The following is a 17,114-nucleotide window of genomic DNA, read 5'->3' on the forward strand; positions in this document are numbered from 1 at the left end:
CTACAGGATTGGACCTGCCATTTCCATATCTATTTCACCTGCTCTTCCCCCCCAACCCCAGAAAAACTCACTGAGCCTCAATTATCTTCCCTGCCTCACAGACTCTTTATCAACAGCCGCCCTGAGCCGTTCATCCTCAGTAACGATAATAGGGCTTTCTTTGATAAAAATCGCAGCAAGTACTGCAGCAAATAATAAAGCCACGCTAACAATCAAAACATGCTCTAGGAACGCTCCACCATGAAGATTCATAAATATAAGAAGTATTACACCAATAAAGTGACCATTGAGGAGAAGGACGCCTTGTGAAGAGGCCTCTTGTACTGGATAGCTCAATTCTGCAGCATATTGATATCCCAGGGGAATAGCACTTTGGAAGAAAAACCCGAGGAATCCTGCCGCGATGAATCCAAATATTGTGGGAGAGGAAAATAGTGTATCCAACAGCGGTATTGCCGCAAAAACTACAACCCCAACGAAAATTCCGAGCATGGAAATAAAAAAGAAGATCTTTCTTTTTCTGAGATAATCAGACAAGAGCGGTATTACTACTGATCCGATCATACCACCACCCAATAATATCAATCCAACTACCCCATTGGAGTTTTGGACCCCTATGAAGGCAGTTATACTGTCGATCTTTGCGATAAAAACATTGAATAGTCCCCACATCAATCCAAAGATGGCAATAAATCCCCCCATATGTTTCTTATGGAGCAATAATCGAAATGAGCTGATAAATGAGTCTATCTCAATCGGTTCCAGTGACGATGGCGTCGGTGGCTTCTCCTTTATGAAAAACAACACCGCAAGAGCCCCGATCGCTGTTGCGATTCCCAACCAGAGCAATAGCTGGGGAATCCCTTCCCCGTAACCCACCAGTTCAGGATTACTGACAACAGCATATGGGCTTATTATCATTATCAATAAAAGCCCCAAATACTGTGCGAATGAGACTAGACCGATGGCAAAGCCCCGCTCACGTAGAGGAAACCATCTCGCTGTAACGAGCGTCACATTGTTGAGAATTAGTACATGTGCGAAAGAAAGGCCTACTTGGGAGACAACAACTGTCCAAAAATGATTTGCACCGAAGCCTTTTAGCAGACTGAAAATTGCAATGAGTATCGCGCTGGAACGAAGTGTCCATTTCAGCCCAATCTTATCAATGGCAAGTGAAGCGGGAATACTGATGAATATGAAGACCAAAAGATGGATCAATGTAAGGAGATCTGGCCCGATGATTGAATCTGCTGGAATTTGTGTGGAGTAAAAAGCTCCTGCAGCACGCGATATCGGCGCAAGGACCAACCATTGCATCTCCGAGGCCATGATAACCGCCATCAGAGCAATCAAGACTACCCAACGGTATGAATAAACACGAACACTTTTCATAGCGACCTTCTGGCTTGTATACTATATGAATGATATCGTTGCGTATAGTACGGAACTAAAAGCCTTGATGCTTCAACAGGAGAAAATAATGAACCCGACCTTAGATTTACTCATGAATCGTCGAACCCACCGTTCTTTTTCCGATAGGCCAATTGAGCATATTCATCATGAACTAATCCAACAAGCGACACTTCGAGCACCAACAGCAGGAAATATGATGTTCTATTCTGTCATTGAAGTCACAGATAAGAAACGTCTAGAGACACTAGCCGTTCTTTGTGACAACCAACCTATGATAGCTAATGCTCCTATGGTCTGGCTATTCCTTTCCGATGTACGCAAATGGGTCAATTTCTTCAGTGAATCGGGATCCGTAGAAAAGGGGGAGAACAAGAATATACCATGGAGAGCCCCAGGAGCTGGAGATTTGCTTCTCGCTATGAGTGATGCCTTGATTGCAGCACAAACAGCAGTAGTTGCAGCCGAGTCTTTAGGAATAGGTTCCTGCTATATAGGAGATATCCTAGAGAACCATGAGAAGATAACAGAACTGTTCAATCTTCCCAAGTATACTGCTGTCGCTACCTTGGTCATTTTTGGATACCCAAAATCGACAGAACCTCTGGCCAATCCAGCCATCAGGTGTCCCGTTAACTCAATTTTTATGGAAAATTCTTATAAAGAACCTCATCTCCAAGATCTTGAAATTGCCTTTGGAGCACAAGAACAACAATTGAAGAAACAAGGACGTCTTCCGTTTGGAAATACGGGTACCATTTCCGATTTTTACTATTTTAGAAAACACACGAGTGACTTCATGAAGGAGATGGATCGCTCTTCAAAAGCAATCATAGACACCTGGATTGCTTCTGAGTAAAACAACTGAAGAATTAACCATGAAAAGAGCCGCCCGAGAGATACTCCCGAGCGGCCGATTTTATGCCTTTCGACGTGTGCCGTTACATGACTTCTCCTACATCTTTGTAGAACTTCATGCGGCGTTTTGCGTCCTCTTCTGCTCTCTTGAAGAGCTCTTCCGCTTGGTCTGGATTCGTCTTGTAGAGTGATGAGTATCTTCTTTCGCTCTTGATGAATTCCTGGTAATCACCCTTGGGTTCTTTTGTATCCCAAGAGAATCGCTTACCTTCGCCCAAGGAAGGGTTGTAACGGAACAACGGCCAATAACCGACTTCAACCGCCAACTTCTCCTCAACCTGACTCTTCATCATATTGATTCCATGGTTGATACAAGGTGCATAACAGAACACAATTGAAGGACCGTCAAAAGCGACAGCTTCCTGCAAAGCTTTCTGGGCATGCAACCTGTTTGAACCCATGGAGATCGAAGCAACATAGACATGACCATAGCTCATCATCATGAAGCCCATGTTCTTTTTACCCATCTGCTTTCCTGCATTCGCAAATTTAGCGACAGCAGCGATCGGAGTTGCCTTGGAAGCTTGTCCTCCAGTATTCGAATACACTTCAGTGTCCAAAACGAGAATATTTACATTCTTACCGGAAGCGACAACATGGTCGACACCACCGTAACCAATGTCGTAAGCCCAGCCATCACCACCGAAGATCCAGACATCCTTCTCACTGAAGTAGTCCTTCAATTCAATGATTTTTCGCAAAGCTGCCTTTGCTTCATCACTCTTCGCAGCTTTAAGGGCATCATCGAGTAAAGCCTGAGTCTCATTCTGAGCTGTAATCGAAGCTTCGGTCTTGTCATTCCAAAGTTCCAGATTCTTTTCAATCGCATTAGTCAAAGCTTCGGTAGTACCTGCTGCAAGCAGTCGGTCGATATTTGCTTTAAGCTGTCTGCGGTTGGCTTCTACAGCCAGACGCATACCAAGCCCGTACTCGGCATTGTCTTCGAAAAGTGAGTTACCCCAAGCTGGACCACGACCATCAGTACGCTGAGCATACGGAGTGGTTGGGAATGTTCCACCATAAATGGAGGAGCATCCGGTCGCATTGGCCACAATCATCCTCTCCCCACAGATCTGGGAGACCAACTTGACATAGGGAGTCTCTCCACAACCGGCACATGCACCAGAGAACTCGAATAAGGGTTTCTTGAACTGCATACCTTTGACCGTGTCAACAGAAATTCCATCTACTACATCATCTGGGAGAGCATCAAAGAATTCAGCATTGGTGGTCTCACCAGCCTTCCGCTCAACATCAATCGGACTGAACTGTAGGGACTTGGTCTTGGAAGGACAGGTTTCGATACAGACGCCACATCCCTGACAATCTTCAGGATATACTTGGATCTTGAACCGTAACTCTCTATCGTTCTTGGTGCTGGACTTGAGTGTGGTGAAGTTTTCTGGTGCATTCTCCAAATCCTTCGGATCAATCTGTTTTGCCCTAATAGCAGCGTGGGGACAAGATTGTACACACTGGTTACACTGGATACAGTTCTCACTGATCCAATGTGGAATGAAGGGCGCTACACCACGCTTTTCGAGGCGAGCTGTATTGGTTGGTAATGTACCATCAAAGGACATCTTCGAAACCGGAATGTCATTACCCTTGAGATGCATGATCGGCTCAATGATTTCCTTGGCGTAAGCATCAGCATCGTCACCGATGAGTTTCTTGGGCTCGTAGGCTTTACCGACCTTAGAGGGAATCTTTACCTCTTCCAATGCGTCGGACGCGCCATCGACAGCTGCCCAGTTCATTTTAACGATATCCTCACCCTTCTTGCCGAAAGTCTTCTTGATTGCATTCTTGATCAAGGTGATGGCTTCATCCTCTGGGAAAATACCAGAAATCTTGAAGAATGCCGCCTGCATGACCGTATTGATGCGTGTTCCCAAACCAACCTTCTCTGCAATCGACAGAGCATTGATATTGTAGAATCGAATCTTCTTATCGATAATCTGCTTCTGTTCGTCAGCAGTAAGGTGTTCGAAGACCTCATCAGAAGGAATCTGTGAGTTCAAAAGGAAGACTCCACCCTCTTTCAAAGGAGCAAGCATATCATAACGACCGATATATGCAGGGTTATGACAAGCAACAAAATCGGCGCTATCAATCAACCATGGCATGTTTACTGAGCTCTTCCCGAATCTCAAGTGACTTATGGTAATACCACCAGATTTCTTTGAGTCGTAAGAGAAGTAAGCTTGTGCATTCATGTCGGTATTGCCACCAATGATCTTGATGGAATCCTTATTTGCACCAACGGTTCCATCGGAACCGAGTCCCCAGAACATACAGGAAACGACACCCTTGGGTGATACGTCAATCTTATCTTTGACAGGGATGCTCAAGTTGGTTACATCGTCCACGATGCCTACAGTGAAGTTATGCCAATTGCCTTCATTCAAGTGGTCATAGACCGCTTTTGCATGGCTTGGTGTGAAATCTTTGCTCGACAAACCGTAGCGTCCACCAATAACCGAGATATCGGTTCTTCCCATCTGGGAAAGAGCTGTTACAACATCGAGATAGAGAGGCTCACCGATGGAACCGGGCTCTTTAGTTCTATCCAGAACAGCAATCTTTTTTACAGATTCAGGAATGGCTGCCACGAAATGCTTTGCTGAGAATGGGCGGTATAGACGAACTTTGAGAACACCGACCTTTTCTCCCTTCTTGTTGAGATAATCGGCTGCCCACTCGAATGTATCGAGTGCGCTACCCATTGCAATAATGATCCGATCTGCATCAGGTGCTCCGACATAATCAAACAAATGGTATTGCCTACCGGTGATTTTCGCAACTTTGTCCATATATTCCTGTACGATCTCAGGAACGGCTTCATAATACTTATTTACCGTCTCTCGACCTTGGAAATATACATCTTCATTCTGTGCCGCAACTTTCAATCGGGGTTTTTCTGGGCGTTGGGCGCGGGAACGGAATTGTTCAATATATTCGGGTTCCACCAACCCCTGCATATCTTCGTAGGAAATTTCCTCAACTTTCTGGACTTCGTGTGAAGTTCTGAATCCATCGAAGAATGAGAGAAACGGAACCTGAGCCTTAAGTGTAGCAAGGTGGGCAACAAGTGCAAGATCCATAGTCTCTTGGATACTGGTAGCCGCAGTCATGGCGAAACCGGTATTCCTACAGGACATGACATCTGAATGGTCACCGAAAATTGAGAGGGATTGTGCTGCCAAGGATCGGGCAGAAACATGGAAAACCGTCGGGAGCATTTCTCCAGCGATCTTGTGCATATTCGGAATCATCAACAACAATCCTTGGCTTGCTGTAAATGTTGTCGTAAGAGCTCCTGCAGAGAGAGAACCGTGTACCGCACCAGCTGCACCGGCTTCCGATTGCATTTCTGTGATATCTACTTTCTCACCGAACAGATTGATTCTTCCCGTACTTGCCCATGAATCGGCATATTCCCCCATTGGTGAAGAGGGGGTGATGGGATAGATCGCCGCAACATCGCTGAACGCGTACGCTACATGCGCGGCAGCGGTATTGCCATCGATAGTAACCATTTTCTTGTTACCCATATTGACACTCCATTGAAATAATATTTACCTGTGGTCGACTTGTGACCACAACCATTTGCACACAATACGACCCTGTAATAAATACAGGGTACTTACCCCTTGACTATAACGCAATAGCGGGGGGTTTGCAACCATAGAGTGCTGATTCAAACATTAGAAACACCTATCTGGAAGCGGCTGTTTTTACCATTCCACGTAGTCGGACGAACAAGAACCCGATAAGAATGGCAACACCTACCGAACCCAACCAAAGAACTCTGAAATTAGCTATTGAGAGGACCAAGCCTCCTACGTAAGGCCCTAGTGCGGTACCTATTCCGACTATGACACTTACTAGGGAATTGAACCTTCCTCGATGTGTACTTGGAGCATGCTGATTGACGAATACATTACCATTGGTCGCCAATAGAATCTCACCTATGGTCCAGATAAACGTAGCTCCGAGAAAAGCTAATAACGAAGAACATACTGCGTACAGGCCAAAACCAACTACATAGAATAATGTTCCAAGAGCCATGTTCATTGATCTTGATACATATATTGTAGCTCGTGTAACTATAGCAGTCATGAGTAGCACGGTTGCGGCATTCACAGTCATGAGCCAACCATATCCTTCAGTTCCAGATTGTGTTCCGAACAAACCATGCATTTGCAATGGCAATGCAAATGCATGCTGAACATAGATGAGGTTATATAGGGTGAACGCGACAACATAGAGGACTAACATCCTATTGGTGAAGAAGAGCTTCCACAAAGATCCAGAAAAAGTAGATTCTGCCCTAGCTTCAGTAGTTTCCCGTGTTTTTGGATATTTGGGTAGAAAGAATCCTAAAAGACTAGCTGAAATAACCAAAGTAACCGAAGAGACAATAAATAGAAGTGGCAAGTTTCGGGAAAAGAGAAACGCCGCAACCAAAGGTCCCACGGCTACACCGATATTTGAGCCGAGATACAGAAGAGAGAAAGCCCTTGCCCTTTCCATCTCTCCATGTGAATAATCGGCTATGAGCGCGTGAGAAACCGGCCAAGTCGCGCCACGAAACGGTGATGAAATAAGAATGATATAGGCGACTGTCATGGGAGCAGTATCTATCAAAAGCCCACTGAAAACATAAAGTACTGCTACAATTGCCTGACACGCTACCATTACATATTTACGTGGATACTTGTCAGCAACGAAGCCTCCACCCAACTGACCAAGTATAGTTGCGACTACGGTCATTGTAGTGAATAGTCCAGCTTGATGCTCCTCCATGCCGATGGATACCGTGAGTATCAGCACTAGTAACATCTGAACGAAATCACCAAATCGATTGATGATCCGAGCAAAGAAGAGGATATGTATTGATTTGTCCAATGATCTATAGGAACCTCCCGTACGAAGACGGGAGGTCGATGATGAATCCATGGTATATACTACTTCACAATATCAGCATTCGCTGTGCCCACAGGAAAAACACTTCTTGCATCCCTCTATGTTCACGAACGTCACATTCCCACATACCGGACAAATATCGGGAGTAACACTATGGGCGACCTCAGCAGCCAACCCAAGATCGAATTGTTTTGCTGCAAGGTCAACATCATCTTCATCCGGAAGTGGTGGATAGCTGGATCCATCCTGCTCAATCCCTATATGATCTTCCAGCACTTGCGCAACGGCATCAGGCAGGCTCATTACCCTATTCTTTCCAAATCCCATTGGTCTTCCTGAACCGATTCCTCGCAGTTGTGCGATTACGGACTGGGCTCGTTGTTTAGGAGTCAAGGGACTGGGCATACGTAATATAAGACTGATAAGTCGTCCTAATCCCTCAGCATCTGCAGAAACATCCGAACCGACTTTCGCTACATTGATAAAGACTTCGAACGGCTCTCCATACGGTCCTCCATCTGAATTGACGGTAATATAGGCAGTTCCGATCGGAGTAGCCTTACGATAGGTGGTTCCATGAAGAACTTTGGAACGGATACGAGATTTTGGCTCCTCAGCCACAATCTTGGGGCTCTCTTGATCTACTTCAGCAGCCTTTTCTTTCGCCTTTGCGATGAGAACCTGGGTATCACGTGAACCATCTCGATAGGTAGTTCCACCCTTGCATCCGAGATCATAGAGTAATTCATACAGGTTTGCGGTCTGTTCAACGGTATATTCTGCTGGGGTATTGCCAGTCTTTGAAATACTTGAATCGACCCATCGCTGTATTGCTGCCTGTACTCTTACATGGCCTTCTGGAGGAAGATCCATCGCAGAGACAAAAAAATCTGGCTTCTCTTTACCGGGATTGGCCTTGATCCAATCATCATACACAGCGACCCTTTCTATATGGGAACCCATACGACCTACTCGTTCCCATTCCCAAAAATAGTAGGGTTCAATCCCAGTACTGGTTCCCACCATCGTTCCTGTTGTGCCTGTAGGAGCCTGGGTTAATAGCGTCACATTTCGGATTCCCTTTTTGGCTATACGGTCCCGTACCTCTTGTGGCATCTCTTTCATAAAACCGCTTTGCAAGAATTTCTCCGCATCGAATAACGGGAAGGAGCCCTTTTCTTCTGCCAAGTCAGCACTTGCATTATATGCCTCGACACAGATGAACTTGTACAGCTTATCGATAAAATCGATAGACCGGTCACTACCGTAGGCTAGCTCCATTTTGATCAGCATATCAGCCAATCCCATGGTCCCCAGACCTACTCTCCGTTCCGATTGCTGCTGCTCTTTATTCTCCTCATAAAAATAGGGAGTATCGTCAATCACATCGTCGAGGAATCGAATCGCACCCCTGACCGTTCGCCCGAGATCATCCCAAAGGACTTTCTTTTCCTGGACAAACCGGGAAAGGTTGATGGAACCGAGATTACATACACCCCAAGGTGGCAAACCCTGTTCACCACAGGGATTAGTACATTGGATACTACTGTAATACCAAGAGTTCGACATTTTATTGTATCGATCTACGAAGAATACACCTGGTTCGGCGGAAGCCCATGCACTCTCTATGATTGCATTCCAGATTTCCTTAGCCTTTACCGTCTGATAGGGTATCACTTTCTTCCCTAATGATTTCCAGCGATCCAGATCCCCATCCCATTTTTCGTTGTAATCAGGATCCGAAGTATCTGGGAAATAGGTAGTCCAATCATCATCCGAACGAACAGCTTCCATGAAATCATCGGTAATACCCACACTAATGTTGGCATTGACGATCTTATCCATTTCTCGCTTGCTATTGATGAAGTCGAGAATATCAGGATGCCATACATTCAAGATGAGCATGAGAGCTCCTCTTCGGGAACCGCCCTGCTCGATAAGTCCAGTCACAAAACTGAAAAGGGCACCCCAGGAAACCGAACCACTTGAACGTCCATTTACTCCTTTCACGTAGGCATGACGAGGTCTCAATGAAGACAAGTTCATACCGACGCCCCCGCCACGGCTCATGATTTCGGTCATCTGCCCTAATGAGGTAATAATTCCACCACGGCTGTCTTTTGGTGAGGGAATCACATAACAATTGAAGTAAGTTAGGTTCTGATCGGTTCCAGCCCCAGTAAGGATCCTACCACCAGGGACAAATTTCCAGTCCTCTAAAAGCCAGTTGAATTCTTTTTCCCAATTGGGACGAGTACTCTTTTTTTCCTGTGCTGAAATACCTTTCGCTACACGGGCGAGCATTTCGGAGGGATCCGTTTCGGTCGGTTTGTCGACATGCTCCCTCGTGGTTTGTATTTCGGTACCATCCTCAAGCAAGACAGTTACTGCATCTCCTGAGATAGAGAGCACCTTTCCTATTTCGCGTTGCCCTGTCTGGGGATTACTTACCGCAACGACCAGATCATCGACCTTCAAGGTACTTTTCTTTCCGTCTTTCTGAGCATATCTATCTAAGAAAATCTTACGTCCTAATGGCGTAAGTGCATTTTTCGCCGTTGTCACAATACTAGCCCTCACTATTTTTGATAACTGTCCTATTCGGACCTTTCACAAGATAGCATATTAGTAGAAGGGAAACAAGGTAAAAATAGCGATATTTAGCGTATATTACTCAGCCAATACACCATATATAGTGTATAGATATAACTTTTATGGTAATCTTATACGACAAAAAAAGGTACGGAAATCATACATTCCAACTGCTATCTCGACATATCGCATACAATAGTTCCACCAGATTAACATAGTCAGAAAGTGCAATCATACCTGTATGGCTATGGGCATATCGTACAGGAACTCCTGTTACAACCGAGGGTATTCCTTTGTTCGCCAATGCCAAAACCATGGCATCGGTACCTCCCCCTTTCCGGACAGCCTCTTGTATAGCTATATGATGTTCCCCGGTAAGATTTCTTATGGTCTGTAACAACTTAGGATTGCCTATATGCGTTGGGTCGAAGATTCGGACATGGGCACCATTGCCCATACAAGTTTGTGGATTTACGGGTCCTCCAGGCACATCATCGGCTGGGGCTCCTTCCACAATTATCGCAACATCAGCTTCGATATAATTGGCTAACACCTGAGCACCTCTTGTCCCGACCTCTTCCTGGACAGTGAATGCCAAAACAACCGTAGCATCACATGGACTTTCTTTCACTTTCTTTCCCAATTCAATCAGGGCTGCAACACCAATCCTGTCATCAAAGGCTTTACCAGAAAGGGTTTGACATCTCTGATCATGATGGAATCTACCAAAAGGAACTATAATCGAACCGATACGGATATTGAAAAGTTCGACAACCTGTGTTCGATCCTTTGCTCCAATATCGATGAACAACTCTTCAATTTCTGGAACTTGTGAAGAATTTTTGGATAAGAAATGTGGAGGGATTTGTCCGATAACTCCGGGAACAGCCTCTCCCAAAGTATTGATTACATCGACCGACGATGATGGTAGAGTTCGGGCATTCCAACCACCTACAGGTGTAAACCGTAAAAATCCATTCTCCAAGATATCGGAAACCATAAACCCAATCTCATCTGTATGTGCTACGAATAGTCGCCGAGGCCCATTAGGGTTCTTTCCAGGAATTTCACAGATGATATTCCCTATACCATCGGTTGAGACGTTCCCACATAAAGAGATATGAGATCGTATGATATCTGCTACTGCATCTTCGTAGCCACTGGGGCCAGCGGCTTGGATCAGCTGACCAATCAATTCAATCATTTCTGCATTCATAAGCAAATTATAGTAAGAAGGCCGTCCTCTTTACAAGAGAACGGCCTCGATACATAACCTACCCTTTTGCAAGGATGTGAGAAACTGAATTAATATCCGAGATCAAGCATCGCATCGGCTACTTTTTTGAACCCTGCGATATTCGCTCCCTTCACATAGTTGATATAGCCATCGGAACCCTTGCCTTGAGAAACACATGCAGCATGGATATTCTGCATGATGCCTTTGAGCTTCTCGTCGACTTCAGCGGCATCCCAGCTGAGCTTCATGGCATTCTGAGACATTTCCAATCCAGAAACTGCAACACCTCCGGCATTAGCGGCTTTTCCAGGGCCGAAAGGAATCTTCTTCTCGATGAAATATGGTACTGCATCAGCCGTGCAACCCATATTGGAAGTCTCGACGATATATGAAACTCCATTGGCAACGAGAGTCTTTGCATCTTCAAGCGACAACTCATTCTGAATAGCACAGGGGAACGCCATATCTACAGGAACTTCCCAGGGTTTCTTGTTGGAAATAAACTTTGCACCGAATTTATTAGCATATGGAGCAACGACATCATTATTAGAAGCCCTCAACTGTACCATGTAGTCCCACTTCTCTTGAGTGTTGATACCGTCTTCATCCAAGATATATCCATCCGGACCACTAATAGTCACAACCTTTGCGCCAAGTTCTGTCGCCTTCATCACGGCGCCCCATGCAACATTACCGAACCCACTGACTGAAACCCTTTTGCCTTCCATGGTGTCGCCATGGGCTTTGACCATCTCGTTGGCAAAATACATAGCCCCAAAACCTGTGGCTTCAGGTCTAATCAGAGAACCTCCCCAATTTCGACCCTTGCCAGTCAATACTCCGGTATTCTCATCTCTAAGACGTTTGTATTGTCCGTACATGTATCCGATTTCCCTTGCGCCTACACCGATATCACCAGCAGGAACATCCGTATTCGGTCCGATGTATTTCTGCAATTCGGTCATGAATGACCGACAGAATCGCAAGATCTCATTATTCGATTTGCCTCGTGGATTGAAGTCCGAGCCACCTTTTCCGCCACCCATAGGAAGGGTGGTAAGGCTATTTTTGAAAGTCTGTTCGAACCCAAGGAATTTTAGCGTGCCCAAAGTGACACTGGGGTGGAATCTAATACCACCCTTATATGGACCTAATGCATTGTTAAACTGTACACGATATCCACGGTTGACCTGGACATCGCCATTATCGTCTTCCCATTCTACCTTGAAACTGAAAACACGATCGGGTTCAGTAATTCTTTCAAGAATCTTTGCATTGACATAGGCGGGATTATCGTTCACCACATCGATAATCGACTCCACGACCTCTGCAGCAGCCTGGATGAATTCGGGTTCCGCAGGATTGCGTCGCTCCAAATCTGCCATAAAATCTTCCAATCTATACATGGTAAAACCTCCCTTATAACCAGCAGTGTCCAGACGGCGAGAATAGACGTAAAGACACCTTCCAGAGAGAAGTGTAATTCATCATATATCAGCTGTCAACAGAAATATCTCTGTTTTCATGAATAATTAATTTTCATTTTTCTGGATACAGCAGAATATCTGAAAATCTTTTGCCATATGATAAATGAAAGATCTCATTATACTAGGGCAGGCCATAGGATGAAGAGACTTAACCTCCTTCTCAACCCTTATGAGGGAGGTATCTCAGCTTTCGTTTCCTACATTGTTTGTAATAACTGCAAAGGCATGCATTGCTGGCTATAGTCCGGCTATTTGGAAACCTTTCTGAATCTCAAGAACATGAATAAACCCGAGACTGATACAAGAGCAATACAGAGATACATGGCAAGGTCATAGGAACCGGTCGTATCTACTATGTATCCTCCAACCCCAGGAGCTATGATTCCAGCGATTCCATAAGCCAAGAAGCAGATTGGATAGAGTCTGGAGAAATTCAAAATACCAAACTGATGGGAGATATTTCCAGCATATAATACAAAATTCGCACCAAAAGCAATTCCCAATAAGAATAACGCTCCCAAAAGAACGTACAGTGGTAGAGGGAAAACCATTGCAAGTGCAACAAAGGCAAACAACCACAGTGATATTGGAATACTCAGTTGTCCCAAACGATCGAAAATATGTCCCCATACTATTCGTCCAAATGCATTTCCAATAGAAAAGATTGTCACCGAAACGACAGCCCAATATTCTGGAATACCTCTGGAAATGACATAGGGCGCCAGATTGCCAATAACCAACAATCCAGCAAACGTTCCTGAAAACATACCCAACAGATTTATTCGCATAGCCCTGTTAAACCACAACCTACCAATAGGCTCTCTATGAACTATAGACTTCTCTGAAGGAGTATCAAGTAGCATCGCCAAGATGAACAAAAGAACTCCCGTAGCATACGCATACCCTCTCATGAACACTTCGATGGAAAGGCCGGAAAGTTTGAAGTACTCAATCAATGAGGAGAAAATGATCGCTCCTGCCCCAAAACCACCAACTGCTAGGCCAGTAACCAATCCCTTCCGTTTCGGAAACCATTTCATACTTACCGAGAGTGGACAAACATATCCGAACGCTATACCAGACCCTGAAATTATTCCAATAGTTAACAAGAGAATAGGAAATGAGCCATTGGAAAAGGAGGATAAAAAATATCCAGCCATATACAAGAATGAGCCAATCCCGGCAGTGACCTTTGGTCCTTTTATGTTCAATAGATGCCCTGTATAAAGCATGACTAAGGTAAAAACACCAATAGTTGTCCCAAATATGAACCCACTTTGAGCATTGGTGACACCATAGCTCTCCTTCAACCAAGGGGTAAGCGTACTCCAGGCATAAATCCCTCCAAGAATCGTCTGCATGAATATTCCGGAAAACAAAACCACCCAGCGCTTTACGGATTTTTTCATACTCCTCCCTTACAATCTGTCAAAAAAAATTGGAGTGATGATACCGGGACAGCCCATCAATTGCAATAGCCATCGACTGGAGATAGCTTCGATTTGTTTTGCTCCAAAAATAGAAATCATGCTACGATATATTACTATGAGAAAGTTGATGACTGCCAGCGATCCCTTTGGAGAATTGATGCCTCGCCATATCTATAAAGTCGTTTTGCTTTGCAGTGAATACGATCAGTTCCTGATTGAAGAGGATGGACGAGTTGAAGAAGAATTGTTTAGGGAATACACCCAGCTAGGATTGAGCAATCCTCCAAAAATCACCTATGCAAGAAATATCGACGATGTATTCATGCTGCTATCAACAAACAAATTCGATCTGGTTGTAACTATGCTTGAACTTGGCAGTACGAGTGTTGTCGAACTAGCCCAGGCAATCAAAAATCAATATCCAAGCATACCCATAATTGCGCTCTCACCTTCCCCTTCTCATCGGGTAAGTGAACATCTGCGAAAACATCATGTTGCCGAGGTTGATTACCTCTACTACTGGCAGGGAAACGCAAATATCTTTCTTGCCATGGCAAAACTCCTTGAAGACAAGATGAATGCACTGCACGATGCTCAAACTGCAGCTGAAGTACCGGTAATTATCCTCGTGGAAAATTCGGTACGATTCTATTCATCATATCTTCCCATACTCTATACAGCCATAATTCAACAAACCAGGATGAGTATGAGCGAAGGGCTCAATCCTTGGGCTACAGCACTACGCATGCGTGGAAGACCTAAAATCCTGCTCGCCCAAAATTATGAAGAGGCTATGGAGCTATACAATACCTTCAAAGAGAATCTGTTGGGAATCATCACAGATATCTCCTTCGACAAAGATGGGGTCGCCGACAACGAAGCAGGATTGAAGCTCTGCCATTATATCCGTGAACAACACCCGGATCTTCCCATTCTTCTCCAATCCACAAAAGACGATTATTACGAATTGGCAAGGACAGAACATTCCTCTTTTATATGGAAATTGAGTCCTTCACTATTGAACGACCTTCGGCAATATGTCTTCGAAAACTATGGCTTTGGACCTTTTATTTTCAAGGACCATAACAACGGAAAAGAGATCGCTAAAGCCGAAAATCTACGAGAAATGCAACATACACTTCCTAATGTACCTATTGAGTCTTTCATTTGGCATTCGAATAGAAACGATTTCTCCCGTTGGCTAAAGGCGCGTAGCCTCTATGTTCTCGCAAACCTCTTCCGCCCCTACTCTGTAAAAGATTTCAAAAGTCCTGAAGAGATGCGCAACCACATGGTAGAGATGATCAAAGAATTCCGATTAAACCGGGGAAAAGGGGTGATTGCCCAATTTAATAGAAATAGTTTTGACGAGCTCTCGTTCTTCAGTCGTATAGGATCAGGCTCATTGGGAGGAAAAGGAAGAGGTCTGGCATTCATTGATTTCAAATTGCGCCAGAGCGACATCATTGATAAGTATCCATCCATGTATCTCTCTATTCCCAGAACTATAGTCATAGCTACAGATCTTTTTACGCAATTCATGGAAGATAACGACCTTCACGATGTTGTCGCAGCCTCCCTTCCGGATGAAACATTGAGAAGGATTTTCCTTTCAAAGCCCCTACCAAAGGAGCTCCTGCTCGATCTACACGCAATTGTTAAAATATTGAAAGTCCCCCTCGCAGTCAGATCTTCCAGTATGCTCGAAGATTCCCATTACCAGCCTTTTGCCGGTGTGTATGAAACCTGTATGCTTCCCAACACCGGTTCTGAGGAAGAGCGTCTCAAGGCGCTCGCTAGTGCAATCATTTGTGTGTATGCCTCTACATATTATAACAAGAGTAAGGAATATCTTAGAGCAACCAACCATATGGTGGAAGAGGAACGCATGGCTGTAATCATTCAGCAGGTAATCGGTAGCGCCCACGGTGATTACTGGTACCCAAATTTCGCAGGAGTCGCACGTTCTCTAAATTTTTATCCTATCGGGACGGAAAAGGCTGAGGATGGCGTCGGGATGCTCTGTTTTGGTTTCGGTAAAACGGTCGTTGATAATGGAATGGCATTCCGTTTCTCGCCTACGTATCCTAAAAGAAATCTTCAATATCTTGGAGGAATGGAATCAAGTTCTCAGACCGAGTTCTATGGACTGGATATGACCCACCCTTATACACCTGAGGGAAATCCTGAGAATCTGGCGAACCTTCCCCTCTCAGAGGCAGAAAAACATCCCGAGAGTCTCCGACATATTGCCTCAACTTTCGACATATCCCGAGGTATGTTGGTAGATCAATTAAGTGCGCAGGGACAGAAGGTCATCACATTCAACAGCATTCTCAAATATAACAGCTACCCTATAGCCGCTATTGTAAAAGATTTGCTTACTTTCGGAGAACGGGTAATGAGTACACCCATCGAAATCGAATTTGCATGTAATCTTAATCGCCCGAAATGGAAAAAACCGGAATTCAGCCTTTTGCAGATACGACCTATCGTATCGGGTATGGAATCGGAGATCCTACAAGTAGACAAAGATGAGCGGGAGAGAGCGATAATAGTCTCTCACCATGTCATGGGCAATGGCCATAACGAAGATCTTACTGATGTGGTATATATCAATACCGAGACCTTCAATCCAGCGAAAACGGCTGAGATGGTATTGGAATTGGACGCAATCAACGCAAAATTCGTCGAGTCAGAGACAGAATATATTCTTGTGGTGGCGGGAAGACTGGGCTCAAGTGATCCGTGGCTCGGTATTCCAGTCGTATGGGCACAAATTTCCCATGCAGCGGTGATTATAGAAACCAGTCTTCCAGGATTCCAAGTAGAACCAAGCCAAGGAACTCACTTCTTCCAGAACATTACCTCTCTTGGGACTATCTATCTGACAGTCAATCCGGTACACAAGGATGGAATGCTGGATTTCAAACGGCTCGATGCATTCCAACATATCGATGAAACACATCATTTTAAGCATGTTCGGTCGGAAATACCTTTGATTGTAAAGGCAGATGGACGGAGTAGACTTGGTGTCGTGACTACAAAATCATAAATGAATGATATTAAAGGTATGCAAGCAAGCTTTCATATCCTGTATCGCCT

The 17,114-nt window shown here is 44.7% G+C and carries 9 protein-coding genes; 2 read left to right on the forward strand and 7 right to left on the reverse strand.

What is annotated here, in order from left to right; genetic code table 11:
* Nucleotides 1–81: 81 nt before the first annotated feature.
* Nucleotides 82–1,395 (reverse strand): MFS transporter, encoded by a 1,314-nt coding sequence (locus tag ACODJP_RS06610; RefSeq protein WP_422479773.1) that lies wholly within the window; start codon nt 1,393–1,395, stop codon nt 82–84.
* A gap of 88 nt (nt 1,396–1,483) precedes the next feature.
* Here ACODJP_RS06610 and ACODJP_RS06615 point away from each other — a divergent pair, with 88 nt between their 5' ends.
* Nucleotides 1,484–2,272, forward strand: a complete 789-nt coding sequence (locus ACODJP_RS06615) for a nitroreductase family protein (protein ID WP_422479775.1) — start codon at nt 1,484–1,486, stop codon at nt 2,270–2,272.
* Between the two features lie 82 nt (nt 2,273–2,354).
* Here ACODJP_RS06615 and nifJ read toward each other — a convergent pair whose 3' ends face one another.
* The 6 genes from nifJ to ACODJP_RS06645 form a co-directional block, all read right to left on the reverse strand.
* Nucleotides 2,355–5,888: a pyruvate:ferredoxin (flavodoxin) oxidoreductase gene (gene nifJ / locus ACODJP_RS06620; protein WP_422479777.1), complete on the reverse strand. Its 3,534-nt coding sequence runs from the start codon at nt 5,886–5,888 to the stop codon at nt 2,355–2,357.
* A gap of 163 nt (nt 5,889–6,051) precedes the next feature.
* The gene (locus ACODJP_RS06625; protein ID WP_422479779.1) at nt 6,052–7,296 is read right to left on the reverse strand and encodes an MFS transporter; all 1,245 of its coding nucleotides are present in this window, start codon (nt 7,294–7,296) and stop codon (nt 6,052–6,054) included.
* A 21-nt stretch (nt 7,297–7,317) separates the two neighbouring features.
* Entirely contained in the window at nt 7,318–9,828 is a 2,511-nt protein-coding gene (locus ACODJP_RS06630; RefSeq protein WP_422479781.1) for an adenosylcobalamin-dependent ribonucleoside-diphosphate reductase, read from the reverse strand.
* 184 nt (nt 9,829–10,012) lie between these two features.
* Nucleotides 10,013–11,071 carry a M42 family metallopeptidase gene (locus ACODJP_RS06635; protein WP_422479783.1) on the reverse strand — a complete coding sequence of 353 codons (1,059 nt, stop codon included), beginning with the start codon at nt 11,069–11,071 and terminating at the stop codon, nt 10,013–10,015.
* 89 nt (nt 11,072–11,160) lie between these two features.
* A complete protein-coding gene (gdhA, locus tag ACODJP_RS06640) occupies nt 11,161–12,498 on the reverse strand; it encodes an NADP-specific glutamate dehydrogenase (protein ID WP_422479785.1) in 1,338 nt (445 codons plus the stop codon).
* Between the two features lie 329 nt (nt 12,499–12,827).
* Nucleotides 12,828–13,988 carry an MFS transporter gene (locus ACODJP_RS06645; protein WP_422479787.1) on the reverse strand — a complete coding sequence of 387 codons (1,161 nt, stop codon included), beginning with the start codon at nt 13,986–13,988 and terminating at the stop codon, nt 12,828–12,830.
* A 136-nt stretch (nt 13,989–14,124) separates the two neighbouring features.
* On the opposite strand from ACODJP_RS06645, the gene ACODJP_RS06650 reads away from it, so the two are divergent.
* Nucleotides 14,125–17,064, forward strand: a complete 2,940-nt coding sequence (locus ACODJP_RS06650; RefSeq protein WP_422479789.1) for a PEP/pyruvate-binding domain-containing protein — start codon at nt 14,125–14,127, stop codon at nt 17,062–17,064.
* Nucleotides 17,065–17,114 lie beyond the last annotated feature (50 nt).

The sequence above is a fragment of the Pleomorphochaeta sp. DL1XJH-081 genome, assembly GCF_049310885.1.
In the GTDB taxonomy this organism is placed as follows: Bacteria; Spirochaetota; Spirochaetia; order Sphaerochaetales; family Sphaerochaetaceae; genus CAYZJV01.